Source organism: Streptomyces sp. NPDC044921, assembly GCF_056432865.1.
Genome location: NZ_JBWKIF010000025.1, coordinates 50,393 through 76,376, shown reverse-complemented (window position 1 = coordinate 76,376; position 25,984 = coordinate 50,393). Strand labels below are relative to the sequence as shown.

Annotated in this window: 21 protein-coding genes; 6 read left to right on the top strand and 15 right to left on the bottom strand. The window is 72.7% G+C overall.

Translation table 11 applies throughout. The features are described 5' to 3' along the window. Window positions 1–4: 4 nt before the first annotated feature. The 10 genes from AC07DA_RS30895 to AC07DA_RS30850 all read right to left on the bottom strand — a co-directional run bounded on the left by AC07DA_RS30895 (window position 5) and on the right by AC07DA_RS30850 (window position 12,786). On the bottom strand, window positions 5–871 hold the full coding sequence (locus AC07DA_RS30895) for an ABC transporter permease (RefSeq protein WP_479131543.1): 867 nt from the start codon (window positions 869–871) through the stop codon (window positions 5–7). Then, complete coding sequence (locus AC07DA_RS30890; RefSeq protein WP_479131542.1) at window positions 868–3,525, bottom strand: CocE/NonD family hydrolase; 2,658 nt, start codon at window positions 3,523–3,525, stop codon at window positions 868–870. Before AC07DA_RS30890 ends, AC07DA_RS30895 begins: the two co-directional genes overlap by 4 nt. A gap of 197 nt (window positions 3,526–3,722) precedes the next feature. Further along, window positions 3,723–5,111, bottom strand: coding sequence for an APC family permease (locus tag AC07DA_RS30885; RefSeq protein ID WP_479131541.1), 1,389 nt, complete (start codon window positions 5,109–5,111; stop codon window positions 3,723–3,725). Between the two features lie 198 nt (window positions 5,112–5,309). Then, window positions 5,310–6,812 carry a CoA-acylating methylmalonate-semialdehyde dehydrogenase gene (mmsA, locus tag AC07DA_RS30880; RefSeq protein ID WP_479131540.1) on the bottom strand — a complete coding sequence of 501 codons (1,503 nt, stop codon included), beginning with the start codon at window positions 6,810–6,812 and terminating at the stop codon, window positions 5,310–5,312. Window positions 6,813–6,826: 14 nt separating this feature from the next. Then, on the bottom strand, window positions 6,827–8,704 hold the full coding sequence (gene iolD, locus AC07DA_RS30875) for a 3D-(3,5/4)-trihydroxycyclohexane-1,2-dione acylhydrolase (decyclizing) (RefSeq protein WP_479131539.1): 1,878 nt from the start codon (window positions 8,702–8,704) through the stop codon (window positions 6,827–6,829). After that, window positions 8,701–9,516 carry a 5-deoxy-glucuronate isomerase gene (iolB, locus tag AC07DA_RS30870; RefSeq protein ID WP_479131538.1) on the bottom strand — a complete coding sequence of 272 codons (816 nt, stop codon included), beginning with the start codon at window positions 9,514–9,516 and terminating at the stop codon, window positions 8,701–8,703. The genes iolD and iolB overlap by 4 nt, the downstream gene beginning before the upstream one ends. 10 nt (window positions 9,517–9,526) lie before the next feature. Then, window positions 9,527–10,417, bottom strand: a complete 891-nt coding sequence (locus tag AC07DA_RS30865; protein WP_479131537.1) for a Cgl0159 family (beta/alpha)8-fold protein — start codon at window positions 10,415–10,417, stop codon at window positions 9,527–9,529. Further along, window positions 10,414–11,364, bottom strand: a complete 951-nt coding sequence (gene iolC / locus AC07DA_RS30860) for a 5-dehydro-2-deoxygluconokinase (RefSeq protein WP_479131536.1) — start codon at window positions 11,362–11,364, stop codon at window positions 10,414–10,416. Before iolC ends, AC07DA_RS30865 begins: the two co-directional genes overlap by 4 nt. Before the next feature lie 88 nt (window positions 11,365–11,452). Next, window positions 11,453–11,842, bottom strand: coding sequence for a cupin domain-containing protein (locus AC07DA_RS30855; RefSeq protein WP_479131535.1), 390 nt, complete (start codon window positions 11,840–11,842; stop codon window positions 11,453–11,455). Between the two features lie 47 nt (window positions 11,843–11,889). Next, complete coding sequence (locus AC07DA_RS30850; RefSeq protein ID WP_479131534.1) at window positions 11,890–12,786, bottom strand: alpha/beta hydrolase; 897 nt, start codon at window positions 12,784–12,786, stop codon at window positions 11,890–11,892. Window positions 12,787–12,881: 95 nt separating this feature from the next. Here AC07DA_RS30850 and AC07DA_RS30845 point away from each other — a divergent pair, with 95 nt between their 5' ends. Further along, window positions 12,882–13,916, top strand: coding sequence for a helix-turn-helix domain-containing protein (locus AC07DA_RS30845; protein ID WP_479131533.1), 1,035 nt, complete (start codon window positions 12,882–12,884; stop codon window positions 13,914–13,916). Between the two features lie 263 nt (window positions 13,917–14,179). Beyond that, window positions 14,180–14,380, top strand: a complete 201-nt coding sequence (locus AC07DA_RS30840; protein WP_479131532.1) for a helix-turn-helix transcriptional regulator — start codon at window positions 14,180–14,182, stop codon at window positions 14,378–14,380. Window positions 14,381–14,460: 80 nt separating this feature from the next. Here the strand turns inward: AC07DA_RS30840 and AC07DA_RS30835 are convergent, their stop codons facing one another. Then, window positions 14,461–15,504 (bottom strand): zinc-dependent alcohol dehydrogenase family protein, encoded by a 1,044-nt coding sequence (locus tag AC07DA_RS30835; RefSeq protein WP_479131531.1) that lies wholly within the window; start codon window positions 15,502–15,504, stop codon window positions 14,461–14,463. Between the two features lie 197 nt (window positions 15,505–15,701). Between AC07DA_RS30835 and AC07DA_RS30830 the strand changes: the two genes are divergently transcribed. Together AC07DA_RS30830 and AC07DA_RS30825 are read left to right on the top strand one after the other, a co-directional pair. Further along, window positions 15,702–15,941 carry a heavy-metal-associated domain-containing protein gene (locus AC07DA_RS30830; RefSeq protein ID WP_479131529.1) on the top strand — a complete coding sequence of 80 codons (240 nt, stop codon included), beginning with the start codon at window positions 15,702–15,704 and terminating at the stop codon, window positions 15,939–15,941. A 361-nt stretch (window positions 15,942–16,302) separates the two neighbouring features. Then, complete coding sequence (locus AC07DA_RS30825) at window positions 16,303–18,549, top strand: heavy metal translocating P-type ATPase (RefSeq protein WP_479131528.1); 2,247 nt, start codon at window positions 16,303–16,305, stop codon at window positions 18,547–18,549. Window positions 18,550–19,183: 634 nt separating this feature from the next. Here the strand turns inward: AC07DA_RS30825 and AC07DA_RS30820 are convergent. Together AC07DA_RS30820 and recD2 are read right to left on the bottom strand one after the other, a co-directional pair. Continuing rightward, window positions 19,184–20,473 (bottom strand): citrate synthase, encoded by a 1,290-nt coding sequence (locus AC07DA_RS30820; protein WP_362274997.1) that lies wholly within the window; start codon window positions 20,471–20,473, stop codon window positions 19,184–19,186. Window positions 20,474–20,651: 178 nt separating this feature from the next. Then, window positions 20,652–22,934, bottom strand: coding sequence for an SF1B family DNA helicase RecD2 (gene recD2 / locus AC07DA_RS30815; RefSeq protein ID WP_479131527.1), 2,283 nt, complete (start codon window positions 22,932–22,934; stop codon window positions 20,652–20,654). A 175-nt stretch (window positions 22,935–23,109) separates the two neighbouring features. Between recD2 and AC07DA_RS30810 the strand changes: the two genes are divergently transcribed. After that, window positions 23,110–23,280 (top strand): hypothetical protein, encoded by a 171-nt coding sequence (locus AC07DA_RS30810; RefSeq protein WP_479131526.1) that lies wholly within the window; start codon window positions 23,110–23,112, stop codon window positions 23,278–23,280. 91 nt (window positions 23,281–23,371) lie between these two features. Here the strand turns inward: AC07DA_RS30810 and AC07DA_RS30805 are convergent, their stop codons facing one another. After that, window positions 23,372–23,971, bottom strand: coding sequence for a CGNR zinc finger domain-containing protein (locus tag AC07DA_RS30805; RefSeq protein WP_479131525.1), 600 nt, complete (start codon window positions 23,969–23,971; stop codon window positions 23,372–23,374). A gap of 77 nt (window positions 23,972–24,048) precedes the next feature. On the opposite strand from AC07DA_RS30805, the gene AC07DA_RS30800 reads away from it, so the two are divergent. Continuing rightward, window positions 24,049–24,855 carry an MBL fold metallo-hydrolase gene (locus tag AC07DA_RS30800; protein WP_479131524.1) on the top strand — a complete coding sequence of 269 codons (807 nt, stop codon included), beginning with the start codon at window positions 24,049–24,051 and terminating at the stop codon, window positions 24,853–24,855. Window positions 24,856–25,076: 221 nt separating this feature from the next. On the opposite strand, the gene AC07DA_RS30795 is transcribed toward AC07DA_RS30800, so the two are convergent. Further along, entirely contained in the window at window positions 25,077–25,724 is a 648-nt protein-coding gene (locus AC07DA_RS30795; protein ID WP_479131522.1) for a dihydrofolate reductase family protein, read from the bottom strand. Window positions 25,725–25,984 lie beyond the last annotated feature (260 nt).

Genomic DNA, 25,984 nt, shown 5'->3' with positions numbered 1-25,984 from the left:
TGACCTAGGAGACGATGTCCTTGCGGGCGAAACCCCGGAAGGCCAGGGCGAACAGCACCAGCGCGTACGTTACCGAGATGGAGGCGCCCTGGATCATGTCCGACCACTCCAGTTGCGGCCGGACGGCGTCGAGCCAGGCGTACTGCCAGTGCGCGGGCAGGAAGTCGCGCCAGTCGCCGAGGGCCGTCACCTCGTCCAGGACGCTGCCGATGATGGTGAGGAACACCGCGCCCCCGACCGCGCCGAGCGGGGCGTCCGTGCGGGTGGACAGCCAGAACGCGAGGGCGGCGGTGACCAGTTGGGACACCATGATGTACGCGATGACGATCAGGATGCGCTGGGCCGCCGTGCCGGTGGACAGGCTGCCGCCGGTGGGGAGCTGGAGCGGGCCCCAGCCGTAGGCGGCCGTGCCGACGGCGAGGGCGACGACCGGGAGCAGGACCATCGCGGCGAAGCTCAGGGTGAGTCCGACGGCGAGCTTGGACCACAGCAGCCGGGCCCGGGGCACGGGGGCCGCGAGCAGGTAGCGCAGGGACGACCAGCCGGCCTCCGAGGCGACCGTGTCGCCGCAGAACAGGGCGACGGGGATGACGAGCAGGAAGCCGGCGGCGGAGAAGAGGTTGACCGCGGCGAAGTTCGCCCCGGACGCGGTCGCCGTGTCCATGAGGTTGACGCGGGTGTTGCCGCCGCCCGGGTCGCCGCCGACCTGGAAGGCGATCAGCAGGATGACCGGCAGGGCGAACAGGACGCCGCCCATGACCATCGTGCGGCGCCGCTTCAGCTGCCGGGCCAGCTCGACGCGGAAGGGCAGGGTGCGGCCCGCGCGGTAGCCGTCGGCGACCTCGGCGGGCGGCTCGGCGAGCGTGCTCATGCTTCGGCTCCGATCAGGGTGAGGAAGGCGTCCTCCAGGCGGCGGTGCGGGCCGACCGACGTGACGGCCACGTCCAGCCGCACGAGGTCGGCGACCAGGCGCTGCGGGGTGCCGTCGGCGTCGAGCCGGACCAGCAGGCCCTCGTCGGCGCGCACGGCCGAGGCGACGCCCGGCAGGGCGGCGACCTTCTCCGCGACCGGCTCGTCCACGGGCGCGGCCGTGCCCACCAGGAGCGTGTCGCCCGAGCCGACGATCTCGGCGACCGGGCCCGCCTGGACGAGCTGCCCGTGGTCCATCACGACCAGGTGGGTGCAGGTCTGCTCCACCTCGGACAGGAGGTGGCTGGAGACGATGACCGTGCGGCCGGCGGCGGCGTAGCGGATCATCACCTCGCGCATCTCGCGGATCTGGGGCGGGTCGAGGCCGTTGGTCGGTTCGTCGAGGATGAGCAGGTCCGGCAGGCCGAGCATGGCCTGGGCGATGGCGAGGCGCTGGCGCATGCCCTGGGAGTAGGTGCGCACGGCGCGGGCGAGGGCGTCGCCCAGGCCCGCGATCTCCAGGGCCTCCGCCAGGTGCGCGTCCTCGGCGGGGCGGCCGGTGGCGCGCCAGTACAGCTCCAGGTTCTCGCGGCCGGACAGGTGCGGCAGGAATCCGGCGCCCTCGACGAAGGCGCCGACGCGGGAGAGCACCGGGGCGCCGGGGGCGATGGCGTGGCCGAAGACGCGGATCTCGCCGCCGTCGGGCGTGATGAGGCCCATCAGCATGCGCAGGGTGGTGGTCTTGCCGGCGCCGTTGGGGCCGAGCAGGCCGAGCACCTGGCCCTTCTCCACGCGGAAGGAGAGGTCCTTGACCGCGTACCGGTCCGATGCCTTCGCGTAGCGCTTGGTCAGGCCGGTGATCTGGAGGGGGACCTCGGCGAGGGCCGGGTCCGGCGGGGCGGGGGCGGCCGTGCGGCGGCGTCCCGTGACGATCAGGGCCAGGGCGGTCGCGGCGCCGGCCAGGGGCAGCCACCACACCCACGCGGGCAGCGCGCCCCGGCTGTCGCGCTGTCCGAGGGCGGAGGGCACCTTGAGGTCGCCCTTGAGGGAGACGGTGTAGGTCGCCGGGGCGGCCGGGGAGGCGTAGCCGAGGTCGGTGGAGGCGAGGACCAGGCGCAGGCGGTGGCCGTCGTCGATCTCGTGGTCGATCGCCGGGAGGGTGATGCGGACGTCCTTGCCCGCCTTGGCGCCCTCGACGCGGACGGGTGTGACGAGCTGGGAGGGCAGCACCTGCCGGGCGCCGCCGCCGGGTCCGACGTCGTAGAGCTTCGCGAAGAGCACGGCGTCGTCGCTGGTGGACTTCACGTGGACGGTCGCGGTGGGCGAGCCGGTGATCTGGAGGTCCTCGCGCCGCGGCGCCGACTCGAACGCGGCGAACTGGCCGGGGAAGTCGAGGGAGACGCCGATGCCGAGGCTGGAGAGCTGGCTCAGGCCGCCCGCGCCGCCGAGGCCGGGCAGGGCGGAGACGCCGGGCGGGCTGGCGCCGGGCGGGTTGGCGAAGCTCTGCTCGCGGCCGGTCAGGGGGAGGGAGGTCTGCTTGCTCCCCAGGCCCGGGTAGCGGTCCGAGGTGACGCCGGCCAGGCGGGGTTCGCCGTCGCCGGAGCCCGTGCCGAGGGTGCGGGTGACGCGGAAGGCGGGGCCGGTGTCGACGCCCTCGTCGTCCTTCAGGTAGCGGTCGAACCAGGTCTTCACGCGGTCCTGGACCCGGCCGGTCTCCAGGTCACCGCCGTCGTGGCCGCCGGCTATCCAGTCGACGTCGACGGGGGCGCCGTTGGCACTGATGGTCCTCGCCGCCTGGTCGGCCTGGCCGAGCGGGAAGAGCGAGTCGGACTGGCCCTGCAGCAACAGCGTCGGCACCTTGATGTCCTTGCCGACCGCGGACGGCGAGCGCTGCTCCAGCAGCGCGCGGGCCTCGGCGTCGGGCGTGCCCGACTCGGCGACCCGCTTGTACATCCGGCACAGCGCGGGCTCGAACTTCTCGCAGCCGCCGCCGGAGTTGACGAAGATGCCCGCCCACAGCTTCTTGAACACGCCGTTCGGGAAGAGGGCGTCGGCGAGGTTCCAGTACGTGATCGCCGGGGCTATCGCGTCCACGCGCCGGTCGTGGCCCGCGGTGAGCAGGGCGATGGCGCCGCCGTAGGAGCCGCCGGCCATGCCGACGCGGGGGTCGCCCTTCTCGTCGAGCTCGACCTGGGGCTGCGTGGCGAGCCAGTCGATCAGCTTCGAGACGTCGGCGACCTCGCCCTCGGGGTCGTTCAGGCCGATCTTCCCGGTCGACCTGCCGAACCCGCGCGCGGACCAGGTCAGGACCGCGTAGCCGTCCCGGGCGAGGTCCTCGGCCTGCTGCCGGACGTCCTTCTTGCTGCCGCCGAAGCCGTGCCCGAGCAGGACCGCGGGGCGGCGGCCGTCCCCTGTGGAGGTGAAGAAGGAGGTGTCGACGCGGACGCCGTCCCGGGTGTCCAGGAGGCGGTCCGTGCGGTGCACCGGGGGCGCTTCGTCGCCGGCGACGGCCGTGTACGTGCCCGCGCCCGCGAGCACGACGACGGCGGCCCCGGCGGCCAGGAGCCTCCGGGGCCTCCGAAGCAGCCCGTTCAGTCCGGGCAGTCGAAGATCCATGCGTCAACGGTACGGGGTGAACCTGTCGATGAGTTGTCGACCGGAGACCGAAGTGCGGGGCCTTCCAGGGGTGTACACGGGGTGTTCGGCGTACTGCGGGTGGTGTACGGGGGCGGGCTCGGGGGGTGCGGTGATCCGCCGGGTGCGGGTGCGTGGGGGTGTTCGCACAGTTCCCCGCGCCCCTTGGGGGCGTCTCCTCACTCCTCCGGTACCGACACCAGCCAGCGGGTCTCCGGGCGCGGGCGGAGGTACAGGGCCCAGTACAGGGTGGCCGCCGCCGTCATGCCGCCGGTCCAGAGCAGGTACGCCGGCTCCTGCTGCGTCAGGATGTAGACCAGGACCACGATCAGCAGGAGCGGGGCCGCGGGCCACAGGGGCATGCGCCAGGCCGGGGTGTGGCGGTGTGCTCCGCGGCGGGAGAGCAGGGCGGCGACGGCGACCAGCAGGTACATGCCGGTCACCGAGACGCCCGTGACGCCGTACAGGGTGTCCAGGTTCACGAAGCACAGGGCCGCGCCGGGGACGCCGACCGCGAGGGTGGAGACCCAGGGCGAGCCGAAGCGGCCGAGGCGGGAGAAGAGGGTGTTGACCGGGGTGGGCCAGGCCTTGTCGCGGGCCGAGGCGAACAGGACGCGGGAGTTCTGGATGACCATGACGATCCCGGCGTTGATGATCGCCAGGGCCACGCAGAGGCTGACGAACGTGCCCACGGCCGAGTTGGACCAGGCGGTGACCATGGTGGAGATGTCCCCGCCGGTGAGGGCGGCCAGGTCGGGGGCGCCGAGGGTGATGGCCGCCACCGGGACCAGGATGATCACGGCCGAGATGGCGAGGGTGGCCAGGACGGTTCGGGCCACCGAGCGGCGGGGGTTCTCCAGTTCCTCGGAGAGGTAGACCGCCGTCGAGAAGCCCTGCGTGACGAACAGGGCGATCGCGAGGCCGGAGACGACCAGGAGGGCCGTCACCGTGTCGGGGCCGCCGTCCGGGCCCGCCACCCGCATCGAGACCAGGCTGCCGGCGCCGCGCTCGGCGTGCGCGAAGCCCAGGACCGCCACGACCGCCGCCGCGATGACCTCCAGGACCAGGAAGACGCCGGTGATCCAGGCGTTGGCCCGCAGGTCGAGCAGGCCGGCGAGGGTCGCGAGGAGCATCACCGAGGCGCCGGTCCAGGACGGGTCGAGGTGGACCAACGGGGCGAGGTAGTCGGCCGTGCCCATCGCGATGACCGGCGGGACGATCATCACGACCAGCAGGGACAGCACGAAGACCAGCCAGCCGGCGAGGCGTCCGGCCAGGGTCGAGACCATGGCGTACTCGCCGCCGGCGCTGGGGACGAGGGTGCCCAGCTCCGAGTAGCAGAACGCCACGGCGACGCAGAGCAGGGAGCCGATGGCGATCGTCAGGGCGGTGGCCGTGCCGAGCGAGCCGAACAGGTCGGGGACGACCACGAACAGCGTGGAGGCCGGGGTCACGCAGGAGAGGGTGAGGAGGGTGCCGCCGACGACTCCGATGGAGCGCTTCAGCTTCTTGGGGCCGCCCGCCGCCTGCGCGACGGCGGCCTCGACAGGGGTGAGGGTGTCGGTCACGTGAGGGATGCAACATCGACGGAAACCATCACGTCAATGGCTGTTCACCTACGAAATCCGCAGCACATGAGAGTTCATTCGCGCGTTAGCGTTGCATCAGGGCTTCTGCGCCACGGGCCTGGCGGGTGCGGGAACCGCAGGGCGGCCGCGCAAAAAAATGGGGCCGTCCGCGATGCGGACGGCCCCGGGTGCCGGGTGTCAGTGGTTGCGCGGGAAGCCCAGGTCCACGCCCGCCGGGGCGTCGGCCGGGTCCGGCCAGCGGGTGGTGACGACCTTGCCGCGGGTGTAGAAGTGCGTGCCGTCGTTGCCGTAGATGTGGTGGTCGCCGAAGAGCGAGTCCTTCCAGCCGCCGAAGGAGTGGTAGCCCACGGGGACCGGGATCGGCACGTTCACGCCGACCATGCCTGCCTCGACCTCCAGCTGGAAGCGGCGGGCCGCGCCGCCGTCCCGCGTGAAGATCGCGGTGCCGTTGCCGAACGGCGAGGCGTTGATCAGGTCCAGGGCCTCCTCGTAGGTCTCCGTGCGCAGCACGCACAGGACCGGGCCGAAGATCTCGTCCTGGTAGGCCTTGGCGGACGTGGGCACCTTGTCCAGCAGCGAGATGCCGATCCAGTGGCCGTCCTCGAAGCCGTCGACGGTGTAGCCGGTGCCGTCCAGGACGACCTCGCAGCCCTCGGCGGCCGCGCCCTCGACGTAGGAGGCGACCTTGTCGCGGTGGACCTTGGTGATGAGCGGGCCCATCTCGGAGGCCGGGTCGTCGCCGGGGCCGATCTTGATCTTCTCGGCGCGCTCGCGGATCTTCTCCACCAGTTCGTCGCCGATGGCGCCGACCGCGACGACCGCGGAGATGGCCATGCAGCGCTCGCCGGCGGAGCCGTAGGCGGCCGAGACGGCGGCGTCGGCGGCCGCGTCGAGGTCGGCGTCCGGCAGGACCAGCATGTGGTTCTTGGCGCCGCCGAGCGCCTGGACGCGCTTGCCGTTGGCGGAGGCGGTGGTGTGGATGTAGCGGGCGATGGGGGTCGAGCCGACGAAGGAGACGGCCTTGACGTCCGGGTGCTCCAGCAGGCGGTCCACGGCCACCTTGTCGCCGTGGACGACGTTGAAGACGCCGTCGGGCAGACCGGCTTCCGCCAGCAGTTCGGCCAGGCGGACCGAGGCCGACGGGTCCTTCTCGGACGGCTTCAGCACGAACGTGTTGCCGCAGGCGATGGCGATGGGGAACATCCACATCGGCACCATCGCCGGGAAGTTGAACGGCGTGATGCCCGCGACCACGCCGAGCGGCTGGCGGATCGAGGAGACGTCGACACGGCTCGCCACCTGCGTGGACAGCTCGCCCTTCAGCTGCACGCTGATGCCGCAGGCCAGGTCCACGATCTCCAGGCCGCGGGCGACCTCGCCGAGGGCGTCGGAGTGGACCTTGCCGTGCTCGGCGGTGATCAGCCCGGCGATCTCGTCGCGGTGGGCGTCGAGCAGCGCCCGGAACCTGAAGAGGATGGACGTGCGCTGGGCCAGGGAGGACTGGCCCCAGGTGGCGAAGGCCTCCTTCGCGGCCGCGACCGCCGCGTCCACCTCGTCGACCGAGGCGAACGCGACCTTCGTCGTGACCTCGCCGGTCGCCGGGTTGGTCACCGGCCCGTGCGTGCCCGAGGCGCCTTCGACGGTCTTGCCGCCGATCCAGTGGTTGACGATCTTCGTCATGGCCGGGAACTCCTTCACAGATGGCGGCGTCGGGTGGAGACGTGCCGTTCGTACAGCTCGCGTGCCTTGACCGCGGACGGCCGTGTCGCGGTCTCGGCCACGGGTACATCCCACCAGGCCTGGGCGGGAGGCGCGCCCGACACTGTGTCTGCCGTTTGGGTCTCCACGTAGACACATGTGGGAGTGTCGGCGGCCCGGGCCTCGGCGAGGGCCTCGCGCAGGTCCCGCACGGTCTTGGCGCGCAGCACGCGCATGCCGAGGCTGGCCGCGTTGGCGGCGAGGTCGACGGGCAGCGGCGGGCCGGTGTACGAGCCGTCCTCGGCCGGGTAGCGGTAGGCGGTGCCGAAGCGCTCGCCGCCCACGGACTCGGACAGGCCGCCGATGGAGGCGTAGCCGTGGTTCTGGATGATCAGGACCTTGATCGCGACGCCCTCCTGGACGGCCGTGACGATCTCCGTCGGCATCATCAGGTACGTGCCGTCGCCCACCAGCGCCCACACCGGCCGGTCCGGCGCGGCCAGCTTCACGCCGATGGCGGCCGGGATCTCGTAGCCCATGCAGGAGTAGCCGTACTCCAGGTGGTACTGGTCGCGGGACCGGGTCCGCCAGAGCTTGTGCAGGTCGCCGGGGAGGGAGCCGGCCGCGTTGATCAGGATGTCCGACCCGTCGACGAGGGCGTCCAGGGCGCCGAGGACCTGGGGCTGGGTGGGGCGGGTGTCCGGTTCGTCCACCTCGTAGCAGGCGTCGACGCGCTGCTCCCAGCGCTCCTTGTCCTCGGTGTACTCGGTGGCGTAGGCGCCGGCGACCCGGTACGCGTGCAGGCGCAGGGCTTCGGTGAGCTCCTGAAGGCCGCTGCGGGCGTCCGCGACCAGGGGCTGCCCGGCGAGCTTGTGGCCGTCGAAGGGGGCGATGTTGAGGTTCAGGAACCGCACGTCCGGGTTCGCGAAGAGGGTGCCGGAGGCGGTGGTGAAGTCGGTGTAGCGGGTGCCGACGCCGATCACCAGATCGGCGGTGCGGGCCAGTTCGTCCGCCGTGGCCGTGCCGGTGTGGCCGATGCCGCCGACGTCCTGGGGGTGGTCGTGGCGCAGCGAGCCCTTGCCGGCCTGCGTGGAGGCGACCGGGATGCCGGTGGTCTCGGCGAACTCGGCGAGCGCCTCCTCGGCGCGGCTGTGGTGGACACCGCCGCCCGCGACGACCAGGGGCCGCTTGGCCGCCCGGACGGTGCGCACGGCGTCCACGAGCTCCGTCGGGTCGGCGCCGGGGCGCCGGACGGTCCAGACGCGCTCGGCGAAGAAGTCCTCCGGCCAGTCGTACGCCTCGGCCTGCACGTCCTGCGGCAGGGCGAGCGTGACGGCGCCGGTCTCGACGGGGTCGGTCAGCACGCGCATCGCGTGCAGCGCCGAGGGGACCAGGGCCTCGGGGCGGGTGATCCGGTCGAAGTACCTCGACACCGGGCGCAGGCAGTCGTTGACCGACACGTCACCGGCGTACGGCACTTCGAGCTGCTGCAGGACCGGGTCGGCGGGGCGGGTGGCGAAGACGTCGCCGGGCAGGAGCAGCACCGGCAGGTGGTTGATGGTGGCGAGGGCGGCGCCGGTGACCAGGTTGGTGGCGCCCGGGCCGATGGAGGTCGTCACCGCGTGGGTGGAGAGGCGGTTCGACTGGCGGGCGTAGCCGACCGCCGCGTGCACCATGGCCTGTTCGTTGCGGCCCTGGTGGAACGGCATCCGCTCGGCGTGCTCCAGCAGCGCCTGGCCGAGTCCGGCGACGTTGCCGTGGCCGAAGATGCCCCAGGTGGCGCCGATGAGCCGCTGCCGTACGCCGTCGCGTTCGGTGTGCTGCGCGGCGAGGAAGCGGACCAGCGCTTGCGCGACGGTCAGGCGGACGGTCATCGGTACCCCTCCGTTACGTGGTCCGGGTGGAAGCAGATCCGCCACTCCCGCGTCTCCCCCGGACCGGCCATGACGTTCAGGTAGTACATGTCGTGGCCGGGCTGGGCGATCGACGGGCCGTGCCAGCCGTCGGGGACGAGGACGGCGTCGCCGGAGCGGACCTCGGTGAGGACGTCGGATCCGCCCTCACGCGAGGGGAATACGCGCTGGTAGCCGAAACCGTTCGGGCCGTCGATCTCGAAGTAGTAGATCTCCTCCAGCTCCGACTCCTCGCCGGGCCGGTGCTCGTCGTGCTTGTGCGGCGGGTAGGAGGACCAGTTGCCGCCGGGCGTGATCACCTCGACGGCGATGAGCTTGTCGCACTCGAAGGCGTCGGCGGAGGCGAAGTTGCGGACGCGGCGCAGGCAGGTGCCGCTGCCGCGTTCCTCGACGGGGACCTCCGGCGCGGGGCCGTAGCGGGCGGGGAGTTGTCGCTCGCACTTCGCTCCTGCCAAAGCAAAGCGGCCTCCCGCGCCGGAGGCGATCTGGACCCGGGCGTCCCGGGGCGCGTACGCGAAGTCGGTGACCGACGCGAACACGTCCCGGCGGCCCGAGAGGGGGAACTCCTCGTCTTCCACGCGCACCGTGCAACCGCCCCGCAACGGCAGGACGATCCACTCGCTGTCGCCGGTGGTGAAGGTGTGCGTGCCGTCCGGTGGGAGCTCCACGATCCGCAGGCTGCTGTGCGTCCAGCCGGCCCGCTTGGGGTCGATGTCCAGGACGTAGTTCACGTCGGTGGTGGTGCCCTTGGGGACGTACAGCTCACTGGTCATCAAGCGGCCCTCACAGCAGTCCTACGGCGGTGTCCACGGCGGCGGCCACGTCGCCGTCCGCCGGGTACAGCAACGAGCGGCCCACCACCAACCCGCACACGGTGGGCAGTTGGAGGGCGCCGCGCCACTTCTCGTACGCCCCGGCCTGCTCCTCGGCGGAGCCCCCGACCTCGCCGCCGAGCAGTACGGCGGGCAGCGTGGAGGTCGCCATGACCTCGGCCATGTCGTCGGGGTTGTCGGTGACCGGAACCTTCAGCCAGGTGTAGGCGGAGCTGCCGCCCAGGCCCGAGGCGATGGCGATCGACCGGGTGACGGCCTCGGCGGACAGGTCGTTGCGCAGCCGGCCCGACGCGTCGCGGCGGCTGATGAACGGCTCGACGAACACGGGCAGCCCGCGGGCGGCCATGGCGTCCACGGCCCGGGCGGCGGACTCCAGTGTGGTGAGTGAGCCCGGGTCGTCGTAGTCGATGCGCAGCAGCAGCTTGCCCGCGTCGAAGCCGAGGCGCTCGATGTCCTCGGGCCGGTGGCCGGTGAAGCGGTCGTCGAGTTCGAAGCGGGCGCCCTGCAGGCCGCCGCGGTTCATCGAGCCCATGACGACCTTGCCGTCCAGCGCGCCGAGCAGCAGCAGGTCGTCGAGGATGTCGGCGGTGGCGAGGACGCCGTCCACGCCCGGGCGCGAGAGGGCCAGGCACAGGCGTGCGAGGAGGTCGGCGCGGTTGGCCATGGCGAGGCCGCGGCCGCCGGCGCCGAGGGCGCCGCGGGCCGGGTGGTCGGCGGCGACGATCATCAGCCGGCCGGTGTCGTTCAGCAGCGGCCGGCGGGTGCGGCGGGCGGCGGCCTCGGCGATCGCCTCCGGGTGGCGGCTGCGCAGGCGGACGAGTTCGGAGACGTCGACGCTCACGTGACGGCCCCCGCGGTGACGGCCGCCTCGATCTCGTCCGGGGTGGGCATCGCGGAGGAGCACTCCAGGCGGGAGGCCACGATGGCTCCGGCGGCGTTGGCGTGCCGCATGGTCTTCTCCAGGTCCCAGCCGGCCAGCAGGCCGTGGACCAGGGACCCGCCGAAGGCGTCGCCGGCGCCCAGGCCGTTGAGGACGTCCACGGGCAGCGGCGGGACCTCGGCGCTCTCCCCGGCGCGGTTCACCGCCAGGACACCCTTGGGGCCCTGCTTGACCACGGCCAGTTCGACACCGGCGTCCAGCAGGGCGCGGGCGGCGGCGTGCGGTTCGCGCACGCCGGTGGCGACCTCCACCTCGTCGAGGTTGCCGACCGCGACGGTGGTGTGGCGCAGGGCCTCCTCGTAGAAGGGGCGGGCGGCCTCCGGGGCGGTCCAGAACATGGGGCGCCAGTCGAGGTCGAAGACCGTCGGGCCGGCCTTGGCGCGGTGGGCGAGGGCGGCGAGGGTCGCCGTGCGGCTGGGCTCCTCGCTCAGGCCGGTGCCGGTGATCCAGAAGACGCGGGCGTCGCGGATGGCGTCGAGATCCAGCTCGTGGGCGTCGATCTCCAGGTCGGGGGCCTTGGGCTGCCGGTAGAAGTACAGGGGGAAGTCGTCCGGCGGGAAGATCTCGCAGAAGGTGACCGGGGTGGGCGGGCCGGGGACGGCGGTGACCCACCGGTCGTCCACGCCGAAGCCCTTCAGGGCCTCGTGCAGGTAGGTGCCGAAGGGGTCGTCGCCGGTGCGGGTGATCACCGCGGTCCGCCGTCCGAGGCGGGCCGCGGCGACCGCGACGTTGGCGGCCGAGCCGCCGAGGAACTTGCCGAAGGAGGTGACCTGCGGCAGCGGGACGCCCGTCTGCAGCGGATACAGATCCACTCCGATCCGCCCCATGGTGATCAGGTCGTACGCCATCGGTGTCCCCTCGGTACTCGGCTCTCCCGGCTTTGTAGCCCCCTTCCCGAAGCCCTGTCAATGTTTTGTCCGGACATACTGACCAGAACTACGCCTCCGTCCGCCTCTCCAGGCGGCTGCCGCGGGGCAGGGTGATGGACATGATGTCGCTGGGCGCGTCCAGCGCGATGCGGTGCCAGCGGCCGCGCGGCACGACCACGGCGGTCCCCGGGGCCAGGCCGGCCTCCTCCTCCTTCTCCCCCGGCCGCTCGGGGCGCAGGCAGAGGCGGATGCCGCCGGTGAGGCAGGAGACGACCTCGTCGGCCTCGGTGTGGATCTCCCAGTGGTCGCCGTGGACGTCTTCGTCGGTCTCCACGTGGAAGGTCATCACCTGCCAGGAGTCCTGCTCGGGGTCGAACGCGGGTTCCTCCACGCGCACCTCGCCGCCGTCGCCGAGGCGGAGGAACGAGGTGAAGAGGCCGAAGGGCGCGAGCGTCATGGTCGTGAGGTCCTTTCCGGTGTTCCGGGACACGGGTACGGCCGCGTTCACTCGGCCAGGGCGCGGCGCAGGGCCGCGGCGAGTTCGGCGATCTGCCGCTGTGAGACCTCGGCGGAGAGGATCGCCTGGGAGCCGTGGAAGGTGCCGGGCCACTGGTGCAGCTCCACCGGCACGCCGGCCTGGAGCAGCCGCACGCCGTAGGCGATGTCCTCGTCGCGGTTCGGGCACAGCTCCGCGGTGGCCACGTAGGCGGGCGGCAGTCCGGCGAGGTCGGCGGCCCGGGCCGGGGCCGCTTCGGCGGTGGCGGGCGACCCGCCCAGGTAGTGCCGCCAGGACGCGGCGACCTTGTCGCGGTTCATCCAGGGCGTGTCGGTGAAGTTCCGCTGCGACCAGGTCTCCTGCCGGTCGTCGAGCTGGGGCTGGTTGAGCAGCTGGAGGCGGATCGGCGGCCCCTGCCGGTCGCGCGCCCGCAGTGCCAGGGCCGCCGCCAGGCCGCCGCCGGCGCTGTGCCCGCCGACGGCGATCCGCCCGGGGCCGGCCCCGAGTCGGTCCGCGTGGCCGGCGGCCCAGGCCAGCACGGTGTACGCGTCGTCGAGCGCGGCCGGGAAGGGGTGCTCGGGAGCCACGCGGTAGCCCACCGAGATCACCACCGCGTCCGAGGCGGCGGCGAGCCGGGCGGCCCAGGGGTGTTCGGTGTCCAAATCGCCCATCACGAATCCCCCGCCGTGCAGCCAGACGACGGCGCCCGTTGCCCGGTGCGGGCGGTAGACGCGGACCGGCACGTCCGGCTCGCCGGGCACGGTGTGGTCCTCGACCTCCATGGAGGAGGTGTCCGGTGCCGGCACCGCGGCGGCCAGCGCGGCGAAGTTCTCGCGCTCGACGACCGGATCGGTCAGATCGGCACGGGGGAACAGCGGTACGAATGCCTCGAGTTCAGGGTCCATGCGGCCATCCTCACCGTCGGCCGATCCCCGCAGCATCCGCCAACCGTCGGGCATACAGGCTCCGTTGAGCACCGAACGGCGCATATCCTCGCGCCATGGAGGCACTGGCCGTACGACTGTCGCAGCTGGACGCCCAGGTCGAGGGCGCGATCCGCGTCGTGATGTTCTACGACACGCTGATGCGCCGCCGGGTCGACCTGCCGGCCCTGGCCCGGGCGTCGGCGGGTCTGGCGGAGTGCGTGTCCGGGATCCGCCTGCACGGCACGGGGCGGTCGATCCGCTGCTCCCCCGGCGGCGGGCAGCCGCCCGCACCGCCCGCGCCCGCCTCCAGCACCGTGACGATCACCCTCGACGACGAGGAGATCGGCACGGTCTGGCTGGAGCGGCCCGGCCCGCCCCTCCCGCTCGACGAGGTGCTGCTGGACCGGTTCGCCATCGCCGCCGCGGCGGTGGTCGAACGGTACGGCCCGGCCCGCACCACCATGGCCGACCCCGCCCTCGTCGAACTCGTCGTCAGCCGCGGCACCGAGGAGGCGGCCAGGGCCCGGGCGCTGCGGCTGCTGGGCTTCGCCCCGGAGCTGCCGGTCCGGGTCGTCGCCGTACGGTCGCGGATGCCGCTCGACCGGCTCGGTGGCCTGCTCTGCCCGGCCCGGCCGGTGAAGGCCGCGCCGCTCGGCGACGTGGGTGTCGTCCTGGCCGCGGCCGTCGACCGGACCGCGCTCCCGGACGGCGTGCGCGCGGGCATCGGCACCGCGGAGAGCCCCGAGGTCTCCTGGCGGCAGGCCCGCACCGCCCTGCGCTTCACCACCGCACGCCGGCCGGTGGTCTCCCACACCGACCTGGGGGCGCTGGCCCTGCTCGCCGAGGTCCCCCGGGACACCGTGCGGGCCAACGCCGACGTGGCCGCCCTCGACCGGCTCGCCGACGCCCCCGACGATCTCCGCACCCTGGAGGCCTACTGCGCCACCGGCTCCCTGCGCCGGGCCGCCGAAGAGCTCCATCTGCACCACAGCAGCGTGGCCCGGCGGCTGGAGCTGATCGGCAGGGCCCTGGGCTTCGAGCTCACCGAGCCCGCCGGTTCGCTGCGCGCCGGTCTCGCGCTGACGGCCTGGCGACTGCTGGACGACTGAACCCCCGGTCCCCGGGTGCCGCGTCAAGGCGCCCCGCCGACGCCCCGGCGTACGCCTTTGCCCCGGCTGTGTCACAAACACCCCCTTCCTGTCACACATGTCGCGCGTACGCGGGTCTTCCGTCACACCCGCGCACAGGGTCTGCCCGGTGTCACGGAACGTCGTTGACCGGACACAGGCTTGTTGATCGCCAGCGCAGCGCCCGGCTCCCCCGGACGGCCGTCCCCGGCCGCCGCCGTGGTGCGCGCGGGGAGGTGCACGTCATGACCGACCGAAGGCTCTGGTCCTACAAGGAGATCGCGGCACACATCCGGGTGCAGCCGGACACCGTGCGGTCCTACCGCAAACACGGCCTGCTGCCCCCGCCCGACCACGTCGAGGGCGGCAAACCCTACTGGTACGCCGACACCGTCCGGACCTGGGTCGCCTCCCGGCCCGGCAACCGCAACCGCAGAGCCGACTGAGCCCCCACCCCCCGACGCCGTGCCCCACCGTCGCGTGGGGCACGGTCGTCCGCCCGGTCCACGAGCGGGCCGGCGGGACTTCAGCTCCACGGCTCGACGACCGTCGCCCCCGCTCCCGGCGCCGCCCCCATCGCCGCCAGCGCGGCCGGGGCCTCGTCGAGCCGGATCGTGGACGTCACCAGCAGGTCCGGCCGCAGCACGCCGCTGCGGACCAGCTCCAGCATCGGCGGGTAGCTGTGCGCGGCCATGCCGTGACTGCCGAGCAGTTCGAGCTCCAGGGCGATCGCCCGGGCCATCGGCACCGGTGTCGTGCCGTCCGGCGAGGGCAGCAGCCCGACCTGGACGTGCCGGCCGCGGCGGCGCAGGCCGTTGACGGAGGCGGCGCAGGTGGCGGGTGCGCCGAGGGCGTCGAGGGAGAGGTGCGCGCCGCCGCCGGTGACGTCACGGACCGCCGCCGCGCTGTCGCCGACGGCTGTCGCGTCGACGCAGTGCGCCGCCCCGAACGTCCGCGCCAGGTCCAGGGCCCGGGGTGACACGTCCACCGCCACGACCCGGGCGCCCGCGGCGGCCGCGATCATCACCGCCGACAGGCCCACCCCTCCGCAGCCGTGCACCGCGGCCCACTCCCCCGCGGCGACCCGGCCCCGCTGCACCACCGCCCGGTACGCCGTCGCGAAGCGGCAGCCGAGGGAGGCCGCCGTGGCGAAGGACATCCCCTCGGGCAGCGCCACGAGATTCACGTCGGCGTGGTCGAGGGCGACGTACTGGGCGAAGGAGCCCCAGTGGGTGAAGCCGGGCTGCGTCTGGCGCTCGCACACCTGGTGGTCGCCGGCCGCGCAGGACGGGCAGCTGCCGCAGGCGCAGACGAACGGCACGGTGACCCGGTCACCGGGCCGCCACCGGCCGACCCGGGCACCGACCGCCTCGACGACACCGGCCAGTTCGTGCCCGGGCACGTGCGGAAGTGTGATGTCCGGGTCGTGCCCCTGCCAGCCGTGCCAGTCGCTGCGGCACAGGCCGGTGGCCTCGACCCGGACGACCACGCCGTGCTCCGCGGGCCCCGGGTCGGCGACCTCCCGGACCTCGGCCGCCTCCCCGTACCGCTCGAACACCACGGCCCGCATGGCCCACCCGCCTTCCGTTCGTGTCGTGTCCCGGGGCACGGGGCGTCGGCCCGGCCCGGGAGTCAGACGCTAACCGGCCCGGCCGGCCCGCCTGGTGGGCGCGGCGTGAAACAGATACCCCCTAGGGGTACAGTGGGGTGAGGTGGGGAGCCTCCAGGGCCCCCACGGCCCCACACGCCTCGACGAGGAGTAACGACATGACCGCCCAGACCGACACCACGGGCCCCGTCACCACCGTCTACAAGGTGAGCGGCATGAGCTGCGGACACTGCGAGGGCGCCGTCTCCGGCGAGCTCTCCCAGCTCCCCGGCGTCAGTTCGGTGACGGCCGTCGCCTCCACGGGTGAGGTCACCGTCGTCTCCGCGGCCCCGCTCGACGAGGAGGCCGTCCGCGCCGCCGTCGACGAGGCCGGTTTCGAACTGGCCGGCCGGGCCTGAGCGACAGGGCCGACCGGCCCGGCCGAGCGCGCCCGCACCGCCGACCCACCCCGGTCGCACTGTCGGTACACCGGCCCACCCGGCCGGGCGAACCGTCGACACGCCCAGCACGTCGGTCAGCCGGCCCACCGGCCCGCCGGCCCACCGGCCCGCCGGCCCACCGGCCCGCCGGCCCACCGGCCCGCCGGCCCACCGGCCCGGCCGGCCCACCGGCCCGGTGTCGCATCAGGTCTGAGACACGCCGATCCCGGCACTCGTACCCGTGTACAGGCCGTACGGCCGCCGCCCGGCCCGAGCGGCCCATGCGGCCCGAGCGGCACATTCCGCTTCCCGGGCGCCCCGCATCTCCTGGAGTGAGGACATGACCAGCACCACCGCCCAGGCGCCGACCGGCACCGAGTCCGCGGTCGCCGAGGTCGAGTTGCTCATCGGCGGGATGACCTGCGCCTCCTGCGCGGCCCGCGTCGAGAAGAAGCTCAACCGCATGGACGGCGTCACCGCCACGGTCAACTACGCGACGGCGAAGGCACGGATCACCTACCCCGAGGGCGTCGAGGTCGCCGACCTGATCGCCACCGTGGTGAAGACCGGCTACACCGCCGAGCAGCCCGCGCCCCCGCGCGAGGAGGAGTCCGCGCAGGGCCCGGCGGAGCCGGACCCCGAGCTGTCGGCCCTGCGCCGCCGCCTGCTGGTCTGCGCCGCCCTCGCCGTCCCGGTCGTCCTGCTGGCCATGGTCCCGGCCCTGCAGTTCGACCACTGGCAGTGGCTCTCCCTCACGCTGGCCGCGCCGGTCGTCGTCTGGGGCGGCGCCCCGTTCCACCGTGCGGCCTGGACGAACGCCCGGCACGGCACCGCCACCATGGACACGCTGGTCTCCCTCGGCACACTGGCCGCGTTCGGCTGGTCCCTGTGGGCGCTGTTCCTCGGGGACGCGGGCATGCCCGGCATGCGGCACCCCTTCGAACTCACGGTCTCGCGCGGCGACGGCGCCTCCTCGATCTACCTGGAGGTCGCCTCCGGCGTCACGGCGTTCATCCTGCTGGGCCGCTATCTCGAGGCCCGCTCCAAGCGCCGCGCCGGAGCGGCCCTGCGCGCCCTGATGGAACTGGGCGCCAAGGACGTCACCGTCCTGCGGGACGGGCGCGAGACGCGGATCCCGGCGCGGCGGCTGGCCGTCGGCGACCGGTTCGTCGTACGGCCCGGCGAGAAGATCGCCACCGACGGCAGGGTCGTCGAGGGCGCCTCCGCCGTGGACGTGTCGATGCTGACCGGCGAGTCCGTGCCGGTGGACGTGGCGGCCGGGGACACGGTCACCGGCGCGACGGTCAACGCGGGCGGCCGGCTCGTCGTCGAGGCGACCCGGGTCGGCGCCGACACGCAGCTCGCCCGGATGGCGAAGCTCGTGGAGGACGCGCAGAACGGCAAGGCCGAGGTGCAGCGGCTCGCCGACCGGGTCGCGGGGATCTTCGTGCCGGCCGTGCTGCTCGTCGCGGCCGCCACGGCCGGGACGTGGCTGGGGCTGACCGGGGACGGTGTCGCCGCGTTCACGGCGGCCGTCGCGGTGCTGATCATCGCCTGCCCGTGCGCGCTGGGCCTGGCCACCCCGACCGCGCTGATGGTCGGCACGGGCCGGGGCGCCCAGCTCGGCATCCTCATCAAGGGCCCGGAGGTGCTGGAGTCCACCCGCCGGATCGACACGGTCGTCCTGGACAAGACGGGCACCGTCACCACCGGCCGGATGACCCTCCAGGAGGTCCACCTGGCCGAGGGCGCCGACGAGAAGGAGGTGCTGCGGCTCGCGGGGGCCGTCGAGCACGCCTCCGAGCACCCCGTCGCCCGCGCGATCGCCCTGGGCGCCGAGGAGCGGGCCGGACGGCTCCCGGAGGTCGCGGACTTCCACAACGTCCCCGGGCGGGGCGTACGCGGCCGCGTGGAGGGCCGTGCGGTCGCCGTGGGACGGCTCTTCGACGACGTGCCGCCGGAGCTGGCCCGCGCGCGGGAGGAGGCCGAGCGGGCCGGGCACACGGCCGTACTGGCGGGCTGGGACGGGACGGCCCGGGCCGTGCTGGCCGTGGCGGACGCGGTCAAGGACACCAGCGCGCAGGCGGTGCGGGACCTGCGGGCGCTGGGGCTGACGCCGGTGCTGCTGACCGGGGACAACCGGGTGGTGGCCGAAGCCGTCGCCGAGCGCGTGGGGATCGACCGCGTGGTCGCCGAGGTCCTGCCGGAGGACAAGGTCGCGGCCGTGCGGGAGCTGCAGGCCGAGGGGCGGGTGGTGGCCATGGTCGGCGACGGCGTGAACGACGCCGCCGCCCTCGCCACCGCCGACCTGGGCCTGGCCCTGGGCACCGGCACGGACGCGGCGATCGAGGCGGGCGATCTGACGCTGGTCCGCGGCGACCTGCGGGTGGCCGCGGACGCGATCCGGCTCTCCCGCCGGACGCTCGCCACCATCAAGGGCAACCTCGTGTGGGCCTTCGGCTACAACGTCGCCGCGCTGCCGCTGGCCGCCGCCGGACTGCTGAACCCCATGATCGCGGGGGCCGCTATGGCCTTCTCGTCCGTCTTCGTCGTGACGAACAGCCTCCGACTGCGGACATTCCGGTGAAGTCACCCGAATTCGCACCAAGTTCACGGCGAACGTGATATGAGCCCCTCTGGAGTCCTGAGCCCGGCTCACATAAGCTCTTCACAAGGCTCGCGCATCATCCTTACGCTGAGCCCCGAGAGGCATATTCGGGCTCTTGCGTACCTAACGGACATACGCAAGAGACGCAGATCACAGTGATGTGAACGTAACCATCGAAGGGGTTCGAAGGTCTAAGTTGACGGTGTCAGGGAGCGTCTTGGGGGGCGCGAACTGGCATCTGGGGATGTCTTGGGGGACTTCTCCAGAGATGCGTTGCCGGGGCACGCACACCGGGAAGCTTTGAGCGGCCCTTCCGGACGTGCGCTGTCCCGGCAGATCGCACCACCGGCAGCACGGCGATTTTTGCTCGTTCTGCTCAACAGCGGTTCAGGCGCTGTCCTCACAGACGCCCGGCCGGATCCCGTGGGGGGAATCCGAACCGGGACTGGGAAGGCGCCCTGGTCGTCGGCCCGTGGGGGGACCGGCGCTCCGGGGCGCCTTCTTTTTTTCTCCTTCCGCTTCTTTTCTCCTTCGGCGCCCGCTCGCGCACGCGGAAAGCCCCCGTACCCGGCACGCGGATACGGGGGCCCGAAGCGGTACGGCGTACGGCGCCTCAGCGCTCCTCGACGGGGACGAAGTCGCGCTCGACCACACCCGTGTAGATCTGGCGCGGGCGGCCGATGCGGGAGCCCGGCTCCTTGATCATCTCGTGCCACTGGGCGATCCAGCCCGGCAGCCGGCCGAGGGCGAACAGGACCGTGAACATCTCGGTCGGGAAGCCCATGGCCCGGTAGATCAGGCCGGTGTAGAAGTCGACGTTCGGGTAGAGGCTGCGCGAGACGAAGTAGTCGTCGGAGAGCGCGTGCTCCTCCAGCTTCAGCGCGATGTCCAGCAGCTCGTCGGACTTGCCGAGGGCGGACAGCACGTCGTGCGCGGCGGCCTTGATGATCTTGGCGCGCGGGTCGAAGTTCTTGTAGACCCGGTGGCCGAAGCCCATCAGGCGGACGCCGTCCTCCTTGTTCTTCACCTTGCGGATGAAGGAGTCGACGTCGCCGCCGGAGTCGCGGATGCCCTCCAGCATCTCCAGCACGGACTGGTTGGCGCCGCCGTGCAGGGGGCCCCACAGGGCGTTGATGCCGGCGGAGATCGAGGCGAACATGTTCGCCTGCGAGGAGCCGACCAGGCGGACCGTGGAGGTCGAGCAGTTCTGCTCGTGGTCCGCGTGCAGGATCAGCAGCTTGTCGAGCGCGGAGACCACGGTCGGGTCCAGCTCGTACTCCTGCGCGGGGACCGAGAAGGTCATGCGGAGGAAGTTCTCGACGTAACCGAGGTCGTTGCGCGGGTAGACGAACGGGTGACCGATCGACTTCTTGTACGCGTACGCCGCGATCGTCGGGAGCTTGGCGAGCAGGCGGATGGTGGAGAGGTTGCGCTGGCGCTCGTCGAACGGGTTGTGGCTGTCCTGGTAGAACGTGGACAGCGCCGAGACGACCGAGGACAGCATGGCCATCGGGTGGGCGTCGCGCGGGAAGCCCTTGTAGAAGTTCTTGACGTCCTCGTGCAGCAGGGTGTGCTGCGTGATGTCGTTCTTGAACGCCGAGAGCTGGTCGACCGTCGGCAGCTCGCCGTTGATCAGCAGGTAGGCGACCTCCAGGAAGGTGGAGCGCTCGGCCAGCTGCTCGATCGGGTAGCCGCGATACCGCAGGATGCCCGCTTCGCCGTCCAGATAGGTGATGGCGGATTTGTACGCGGCGGTGTTGCCGTAACCGCTGTCCAGCGTCACCAGACCGGTCTGGGCGCGGAGCTTTCCGATGTCGAAGCCCTTGTCACCGACGGTGCTGTCGATCACCGGGTAGGTGTACTCGCCGTCGCCGTACCGCAGTACTACAGAGTTGTCGCTCACGTCTTCCCTCACCGACGTTGTGCCTCATCTTCGAGGTGCCCTGACTGTCTCTACCATCCCCCACTTGGCTCAGGAGAGTGCACTCGGGGTCGACCATCGGGCCTACTGACGGCACTGAGTGCCGCCAACTTGCCCATCCTGCCCCCTGTGATCCCCTTCCGGAAGTGGCTTGTGACCTTCACGACTCGTTTGATCGATCATTTTTTGCGGAACCGAGCCGGAAGTCGAGTGCCGTGCACCGCCGACCCGCCGAAACCGTGCGCACCGCCTGGCCGATCGCCTTGCGCGAGCCGACCAGGACGACCAGCCGCTTGGCCCGCGTGACCGCCGTGTAGAGCAGGTTGCGCTGGAGCATCATCCAGGCCCCCGTGGTGACCGGGATGACCACCGCCGGGTACTCGCTGCCCTGGGAGCGGTGGATCGTCACGGCGTAGGCGTGGGCCAGCTCGTCGAGCTCGTCGAACTCGTACGGAACCTCCTCGTCCTCGTCCGTCAGCACCGTCAGGCGCTGGTCGACCGGGTCGAGCGAGGTCACCACGCCCACGGTGCCGTTGAAGACACCGTTCTTGCCCTTCTCGTAATTGTTGCGAATCTGGGTGACCTTGTCGCCGACGCGGAAGACCCGGCCGCCGAATCTCTTCTCGGGCAGGTCCGGGCGGCCGGGCGTGACCGCCTGCTGGAGCAGGCCGTTCAGCGTGCCCGCGCCGGCCGGGCCGCGGTGCATCGGGGCGAGCACCTGGACGTCCCGTCGCGGGTCGAGCCCGAACTTGGCCGGAATGCGGCGGGCCGCCACGTCCACCGTGAGCCGTCCGGCGGCCTCCGTGTCCTCCTCGACGAAGAGGAAGAAGTCCTTCATGCCGTCGGTGACGGGGTGCTGCCCGGCGTTGATGCGGTGGGCGTTGGTCACCACCCCGGACTGCTGGGCCTGGCGGAAGACCCGGGTGAGGCGGACGGCCGGGACCGGGCTGCCGTCGGCCAGCAGGTCGCGCAGGACCTCGCCCGCGCCGACGCTGGGCAGCTGGTCCACGTCCCCGACGAACAGCAGGTGCGCCCCCGGCGGGACGGCCTTGACCAGTTTGTTGGCGAGGAGGAGGTCGAGCATGGAGGCCTCGTCGACCACGACCAGGTCGGCGTCGAGCGGGCGGTCCCGGTCGTAGGCCGCGTCGCCGCCCGGCTTGAGCTCCAGCAGGCGGTGGACGGTGGACGCCTCGGCGCCGGTCAGCTCGGACAGGCGCTTGGCGGCCCGGCCGGTCGGGGCGGCGAGCACGACCTTGGCCTTCTTGGCGCGGGCCAGTTCGACGATCGAGCGGACGGTGAAGGACTTGCCGCAGCCGGGGCCGCCGGTGAGGACGGCGACCTTCTCGCTCAGCGCCAGCTTGACGGCGGCCTCCTGCTCGGGGGCGAGCTCGGTGCCCGTACGGCCCTTCAGCCAGGTCAGCGCCTTGTCCCAGGCCACGGTCCGGAAGCCCGGCATCCGCTCCTCGCCGGTGCGCAGCAGGCGCAGCAGCTGGGCGGCCAGGGCGAGTTCGGCGCGGTGGAAGGGGACGAGGTAGACGGCGGTGACCGGCTCCGCGGCGCCGTCGGGGCCGGGGACCTTCTCGCGCACGACCCCGGGGTCGCCGCCGTCCTCGGGGACCTCGGCCAGTTCCGCGAGGCACTCGATGACGAGCCCGGTGTCGACCTGGAGCAGCTTGACGGCGTCCGCGATCAGCCGCTCCTCCGGCAGGTAGCAGTTGCCCTGGTCGGTGGCCTGGGACAGGGCGTACTGCAGACCGGCCTTGACGCGCTCGGGGCTGTCGTGCGGGATGCCGACGGACTGGGCGATCTTGTCGGCGGTGAGGAAGCCGATGCCCCAGACGTCGGCGGCGAGCCGGTAGGGCTGGTTCTTCACGACGGAGATGGAGGCGTCGCCGTACTTCTTGTAGATGCGCACGGCGATGGACGTGGAGACCTCGACCGTCTGGAGGAAGAGCATGACCTCCTTGATGGCCTTCTGCTCCTCCCAGGCGTCGGCGATCTTCTTCGTGCGCTTGGGGCCGAGACCGGGGACCTCGATCAGGCGCTTGGGCTCCTCCTCGATGATCTTCAGGGTGTCCATGCCGAAGTGCTGGGTGATGCGGTCGGCGAAGACCGGGCCGATGCCCTTGACCAGACCCGAGCCGAGATAGCGGCGGATGCCCTGGACCGTGGCCGGCAGGACCGTCGTGTAGTTCTCCACGTGGAACTGCTTGCCGTACTGGGGGTGGGAGCCCCAGCGGCCCTCCATGCGCAGGGACTCGCCGACCTGGGCGCCGAGCAGCGCGCCGACGACCGTGAGCAGGTCGCCGCCGCCGCGGCCGGTGTCGACCCGGGCGACCGTGTAGCCGTTCTCCTCGTTGGCGTACGTGATGCGCTCCAGCACGCCTTCCAGCGTGGCCAGTCGTCGTTCGCCCGGCTGGGCGGCCCCCGCCTGATCGGTCATGATCCGACCGTACCGCCCGGGTACGACAGTGCAGGGGTGCTCACCTTTCACGGTGAATTCACAGCCCCACCGGAAGCTTTACAGTTCAAGCATCCGTGTCGTCCCTTTCGCGGGCGTTTCCCGTAGGACAATTCCAGGGTTGTCGGGGGGCGGACTCGAATTGCGACGAGGAACGATGTCACCCCAGGCCCAGAGTGTCGCCCTGTGGATCCTGTCCCTGGCCGTCAACGTCACGGCGATGTGCGCCGGGATCGTCTGGGGCTGGGAGGCCTTCGCGCAGTTGCTGCCGCCGGCGTTCGGGGCGGTGGTGGGAGCCTCCCTGGTGAGCTACAGCCTGCGGCGGTGAGGGGGCGCGGGCCGACGGCCGTCCCGGGGCCGGCCCGAGCGGCGTTCCCGCCCTGCCGCACGCCCGGCGCGCCGCACACCCCCTGGAGCCGTCAGTGCCCGCCGCTGCGGCGTGCGTACGCGCGGGCCGCGCGGGCGCGGTCGCCGCAGCGCGTGGAGCACCACTGGCGGCGTCCGTGCCGCAGCAGGAAGCGGTTGCAGGGCGGGGAGCCGCAGGCCGTCAGGCGCTCGGCGTCGGGCGAGGTGAGCAGATCGGCGGCGTCCGCGGCGAGCGTCGCCAGCGCCAGGTCCACGATCGCGGTCGTCGGGTGCGGCGCCGTGCGGTAGGGACCGGTCCCGTCGTCCCAGCGCAGCAGCGGGGCCGTCGGCACCCGGGTCAGCGCGTCGTTCACGGCGGCCACGGCCGCGGGGAGCGCGGGCACGCCGTCGGCCCGGGCGGCGAACAGCGACCTGATCTGTTCGCGCAGCGAGCGGAGCTGGGCCGCGCACATCTCCCGCATACCGGCGTCCGCCGGGGCGAGGCCCCGCTGGTTGAGCCACCGGTTCGCCTGCGCCGGGCTGCCCAGGAGATCGATCGTGTGCCCGCCGGGCAGTGCCATCGCGCTGTTGGCGAGAGCGAGCGAGGGGTGGTCCTCCTCGCCCCGGACGGGCGGCGGGACCGGCTGATCGACGACGTGCTCCATGGTTCTCATGGTACGGCTTGCCTCCATCCGTGAGAAACGGCTACGTTCTTCTCACGGTTCGATCGCGTCTATCCGTGAGGTGTCCCATGTCGTCCGTCCTTCCCGTCACCACCGAGCCCGTCCCCGTGCGCGTGTTCGGCGGCCCGACCGCCCTCTTCGACTACGGCGGCCTGCGCTTCCTGACCGACCCCACCTTCGACGCCCCCGGCGACTACCCCCGCGGCGACGGCCGGTTCCTGACCAAGACCGAGCCCTCCGCCGTCACCCCGGCCGACCTCGGCCGCGTCGACGCCGTCCTGCTCTCCCACGACGAGCACCCCGACAACCTGGACACCTCCGGCCGGGCCCTGCTGGCCCGCGTCCCCCTCACCCTGACCACACCAGGCGGCGGCAAGCGCCTGCGCGAGAGCCTCGGCGACCGGGTCAAGGGGCTGGCCGACTGGGAGTCCGTCGAACTGGACCGGCCGGGCGGAGGAACCGTCACCGTGACCGGCGTCCCCGCGCTGCACGGCCCGGGGCCGCGCGAGGAGGTGGAGCCCTTCACCGGCCAGGTCGTCGGCTTCGTCCTGACCGGCGAGGACCTGCCCACCGTGTACGTCAGCGGCGACAACGCCTCTCTCGACGCGGTCCGCGAGATCGCCGCCCGCTTCGGGCCCGTCGACACGGCCGTCCTCTTCGCCGGCGCGCCCCGCTTCACCGTCCTCTTCGACAACCAGGTGATCGTCCTGGACAGTGCCATGGCCGCCGAGGCCGCGCGGATCCTGGGGGCCCGCCGGGTCGTCCCCGTCCACTACGACAGCTGGGCCCACTTCACCGAGGGCCGCGAGGAGCTGCGGGCCGCCTTCACCGCCGCCGGGCTCGCCGACCGCCTGGACTGGGGCAGGGACGGCTGATCGGCCCGCGGCGCCGACGGACTGCCCGCCCCGGGAGCGAGGGTGGCCGATCGACCCCGGGGCAAAGGCGGCCGATCCGCCGGGGCAAAGGCGGCCGATCCGCCGGGGCAAGGGCGACCGATCCCCCGGGGCAAGGGCGACCGATCCCCCGGGGCAAGGGCGACCGATCCCCCGGGGCAAGGGCGAAGAACCCGCCCGGGGCGACGGCGGCCGATCCGCCGTCACTTCCGCCAGAACAGGTGGTGGACCACCCCGCTGGGACTGGGCACCACATCGCAGTGGAAACGGTCCAGCAGCTCCTCGGGGGACTCCCAGAGCCGTGAGCCGGACCCGATGACCACGCCGGGCGAGACCGCCACGTGCAGCGTGTCCACCAGGTCGGCGTCGAGGAACTCGCGGATGGTGGCCGCCCCGCCGCCGAGCCGGACGTCCTTGCCGCCGGCCGCCTCGCGCGCCCGCTCCAGGACCTCGGCCGGGTCGCCGCCGACGAAGTGGAACGTGGTGTCGGAGAGCGTGAACGAGGGGCGCTCGTGGTGGGTCATGACGAACACCGGCGTGTGGAACGGCGGCTCGTCGCCCCACCAGCCCCGCCACTCGTGGTCCTGCCACGGCCCGCGGTGGGGGCCGAACTTGTTGCGCCCCATGATCTCGGCGCCGATGTTGTTGCGGAAGTCGCGCGTCAGATAGTCGTCGAGGCCGCGGCTGCCGCCGGGTTCGGTGCGGTTGGGCCAGCTCGCCGTGGCGCCGGCCCAGGCGAACATCTCCCCGGGGTCGGCGTGGCCGAAGGGCCGCTCCAGGCTCTGGCCGTCACCGGCACCGTAGCCGTCACTCGAGACGTTGAAGTTCTGCACGCGCAGCAGCTGGGACACAGCGCTCCTCCTGTGGTCGACGCGGGGAAGACCCCCCGGGCAGCCGGAACTCATCGGTGCGGGAGCGGCGGCTTCCCCGGCGCCGTCGTCATGACTCCTCCGGTCCCCTCCTCGGACCTCGGGAAACGGCTCCTCTCCGTCCAGCCTGGACCCCCCGAGAGGCCAGCCGCGACATCACGATCCGGTCAAGAGGTGTCGTCGGGGTCTTGATTTACCGGCGTGTAATCGATTCCATCCACCCGTCGATGTAATCGATTCCA

What these genes read in the sequence shown, in the direction of transcription:
- AC07DA_RS30895 (WP_479131543.1), bottom strand. Translation starts at nt 871, where the DNA reads ATGAGCACGCTCGCCGAGCCGCCCGCCGAGGTCGCCGACGGCTACCGC.
- AC07DA_RS30890 (WP_479131542.1), bottom strand. Translation starts at nt 3,525, where the DNA reads ATGGATCTTCGACTGCCCGGACTGAACGGGCTGCTTCGGAGGCCCCGG.
- mmsA (WP_479131540.1), bottom strand. Translation starts at nt 6,812, where the DNA reads ATGACGAAGATCGTCAACCACTGGATCGGCGGCAAGACCGTCGAAGGC.
- iolD (WP_479131539.1), bottom strand. Translation starts at nt 8,704, where the DNA reads ATGACCGTCCGCCTGACCGTCGCGCAAGCGCTGGTCCGCTTCCTCGCC.
- iolB (WP_479131538.1), bottom strand. Translation starts at nt 9,516, where the DNA reads ATGACCAGTGAGCTGTACGTCCCCAAGGGCACCACCACCGACGTGAAC.
- iolC (WP_479131536.1), bottom strand. Translation starts at nt 11,364, where the DNA reads ATGGCGTACGACCTGATCACCATGGGGCGGATCGGAGTGGATCTGTAT.
- AC07DA_RS30855 (WP_479131535.1), bottom strand. Translation starts at nt 11,842, where the DNA reads ATGACGCTCGCGCCCTTCGGCCTCTTCACCTCGTTCCTCCGCCTCGGC.
- AC07DA_RS30850 (WP_479131534.1), bottom strand. Translation starts at nt 12,786, where the DNA reads ATGGACCCTGAACTCGAGGCATTCGTACCGCTGTTCCCCCGTGCCGAT.
- AC07DA_RS30845 (WP_479131533.1), top strand. Translation starts at nt 12,882, where the DNA reads ATGGAGGCACTGGCCGTACGACTGTCGCAGCTGGACGCCCAGGTCGAG.
- AC07DA_RS30840 (WP_479131532.1), top strand. Translation starts at nt 14,180, where the DNA reads ATGACCGACCGAAGGCTCTGGTCCTACAAGGAGATCGCGGCACACATC.
- AC07DA_RS30835 (WP_479131531.1), bottom strand. Translation starts at nt 15,504, where the DNA reads ATGCGGGCCGTGGTGTTCGAGCGGTACGGGGAGGCGGCCGAGGTCCGG.
- AC07DA_RS30830 (WP_479131529.1), top strand. Translation starts at nt 15,702, where the DNA reads ATGACCGCCCAGACCGACACCACGGGCCCCGTCACCACCGTCTACAAG.
- AC07DA_RS30825 (WP_479131528.1), top strand. Translation starts at nt 16,303, where the DNA reads ATGACCAGCACCACCGCCCAGGCGCCGACCGGCACCGAGTCCGCGGTC.
- recD2 (WP_479131527.1), bottom strand. Translation starts at nt 22,934, where the DNA reads ATGACCGATCAGGCGGGGGCCGCCCAGCCGGGCGAACGACGACTGGCC.
- AC07DA_RS30810 (WP_479131526.1), top strand. Translation starts at nt 23,110, where the DNA reads ATGTCACCCCAGGCCCAGAGTGTCGCCCTGTGGATCCTGTCCCTGGCC.
- AC07DA_RS30805 (WP_479131525.1), bottom strand. Translation starts at nt 23,971, where the DNA reads ATGAGAACCATGGAGCACGTCGTCGATCAGCCGGTCCCGCCGCCCGTC.
- AC07DA_RS30800 (WP_479131524.1), top strand. Translation starts at nt 24,049, where the DNA reads ATGTCGTCCGTCCTTCCCGTCACCACCGAGCCCGTCCCCGTGCGCGTG.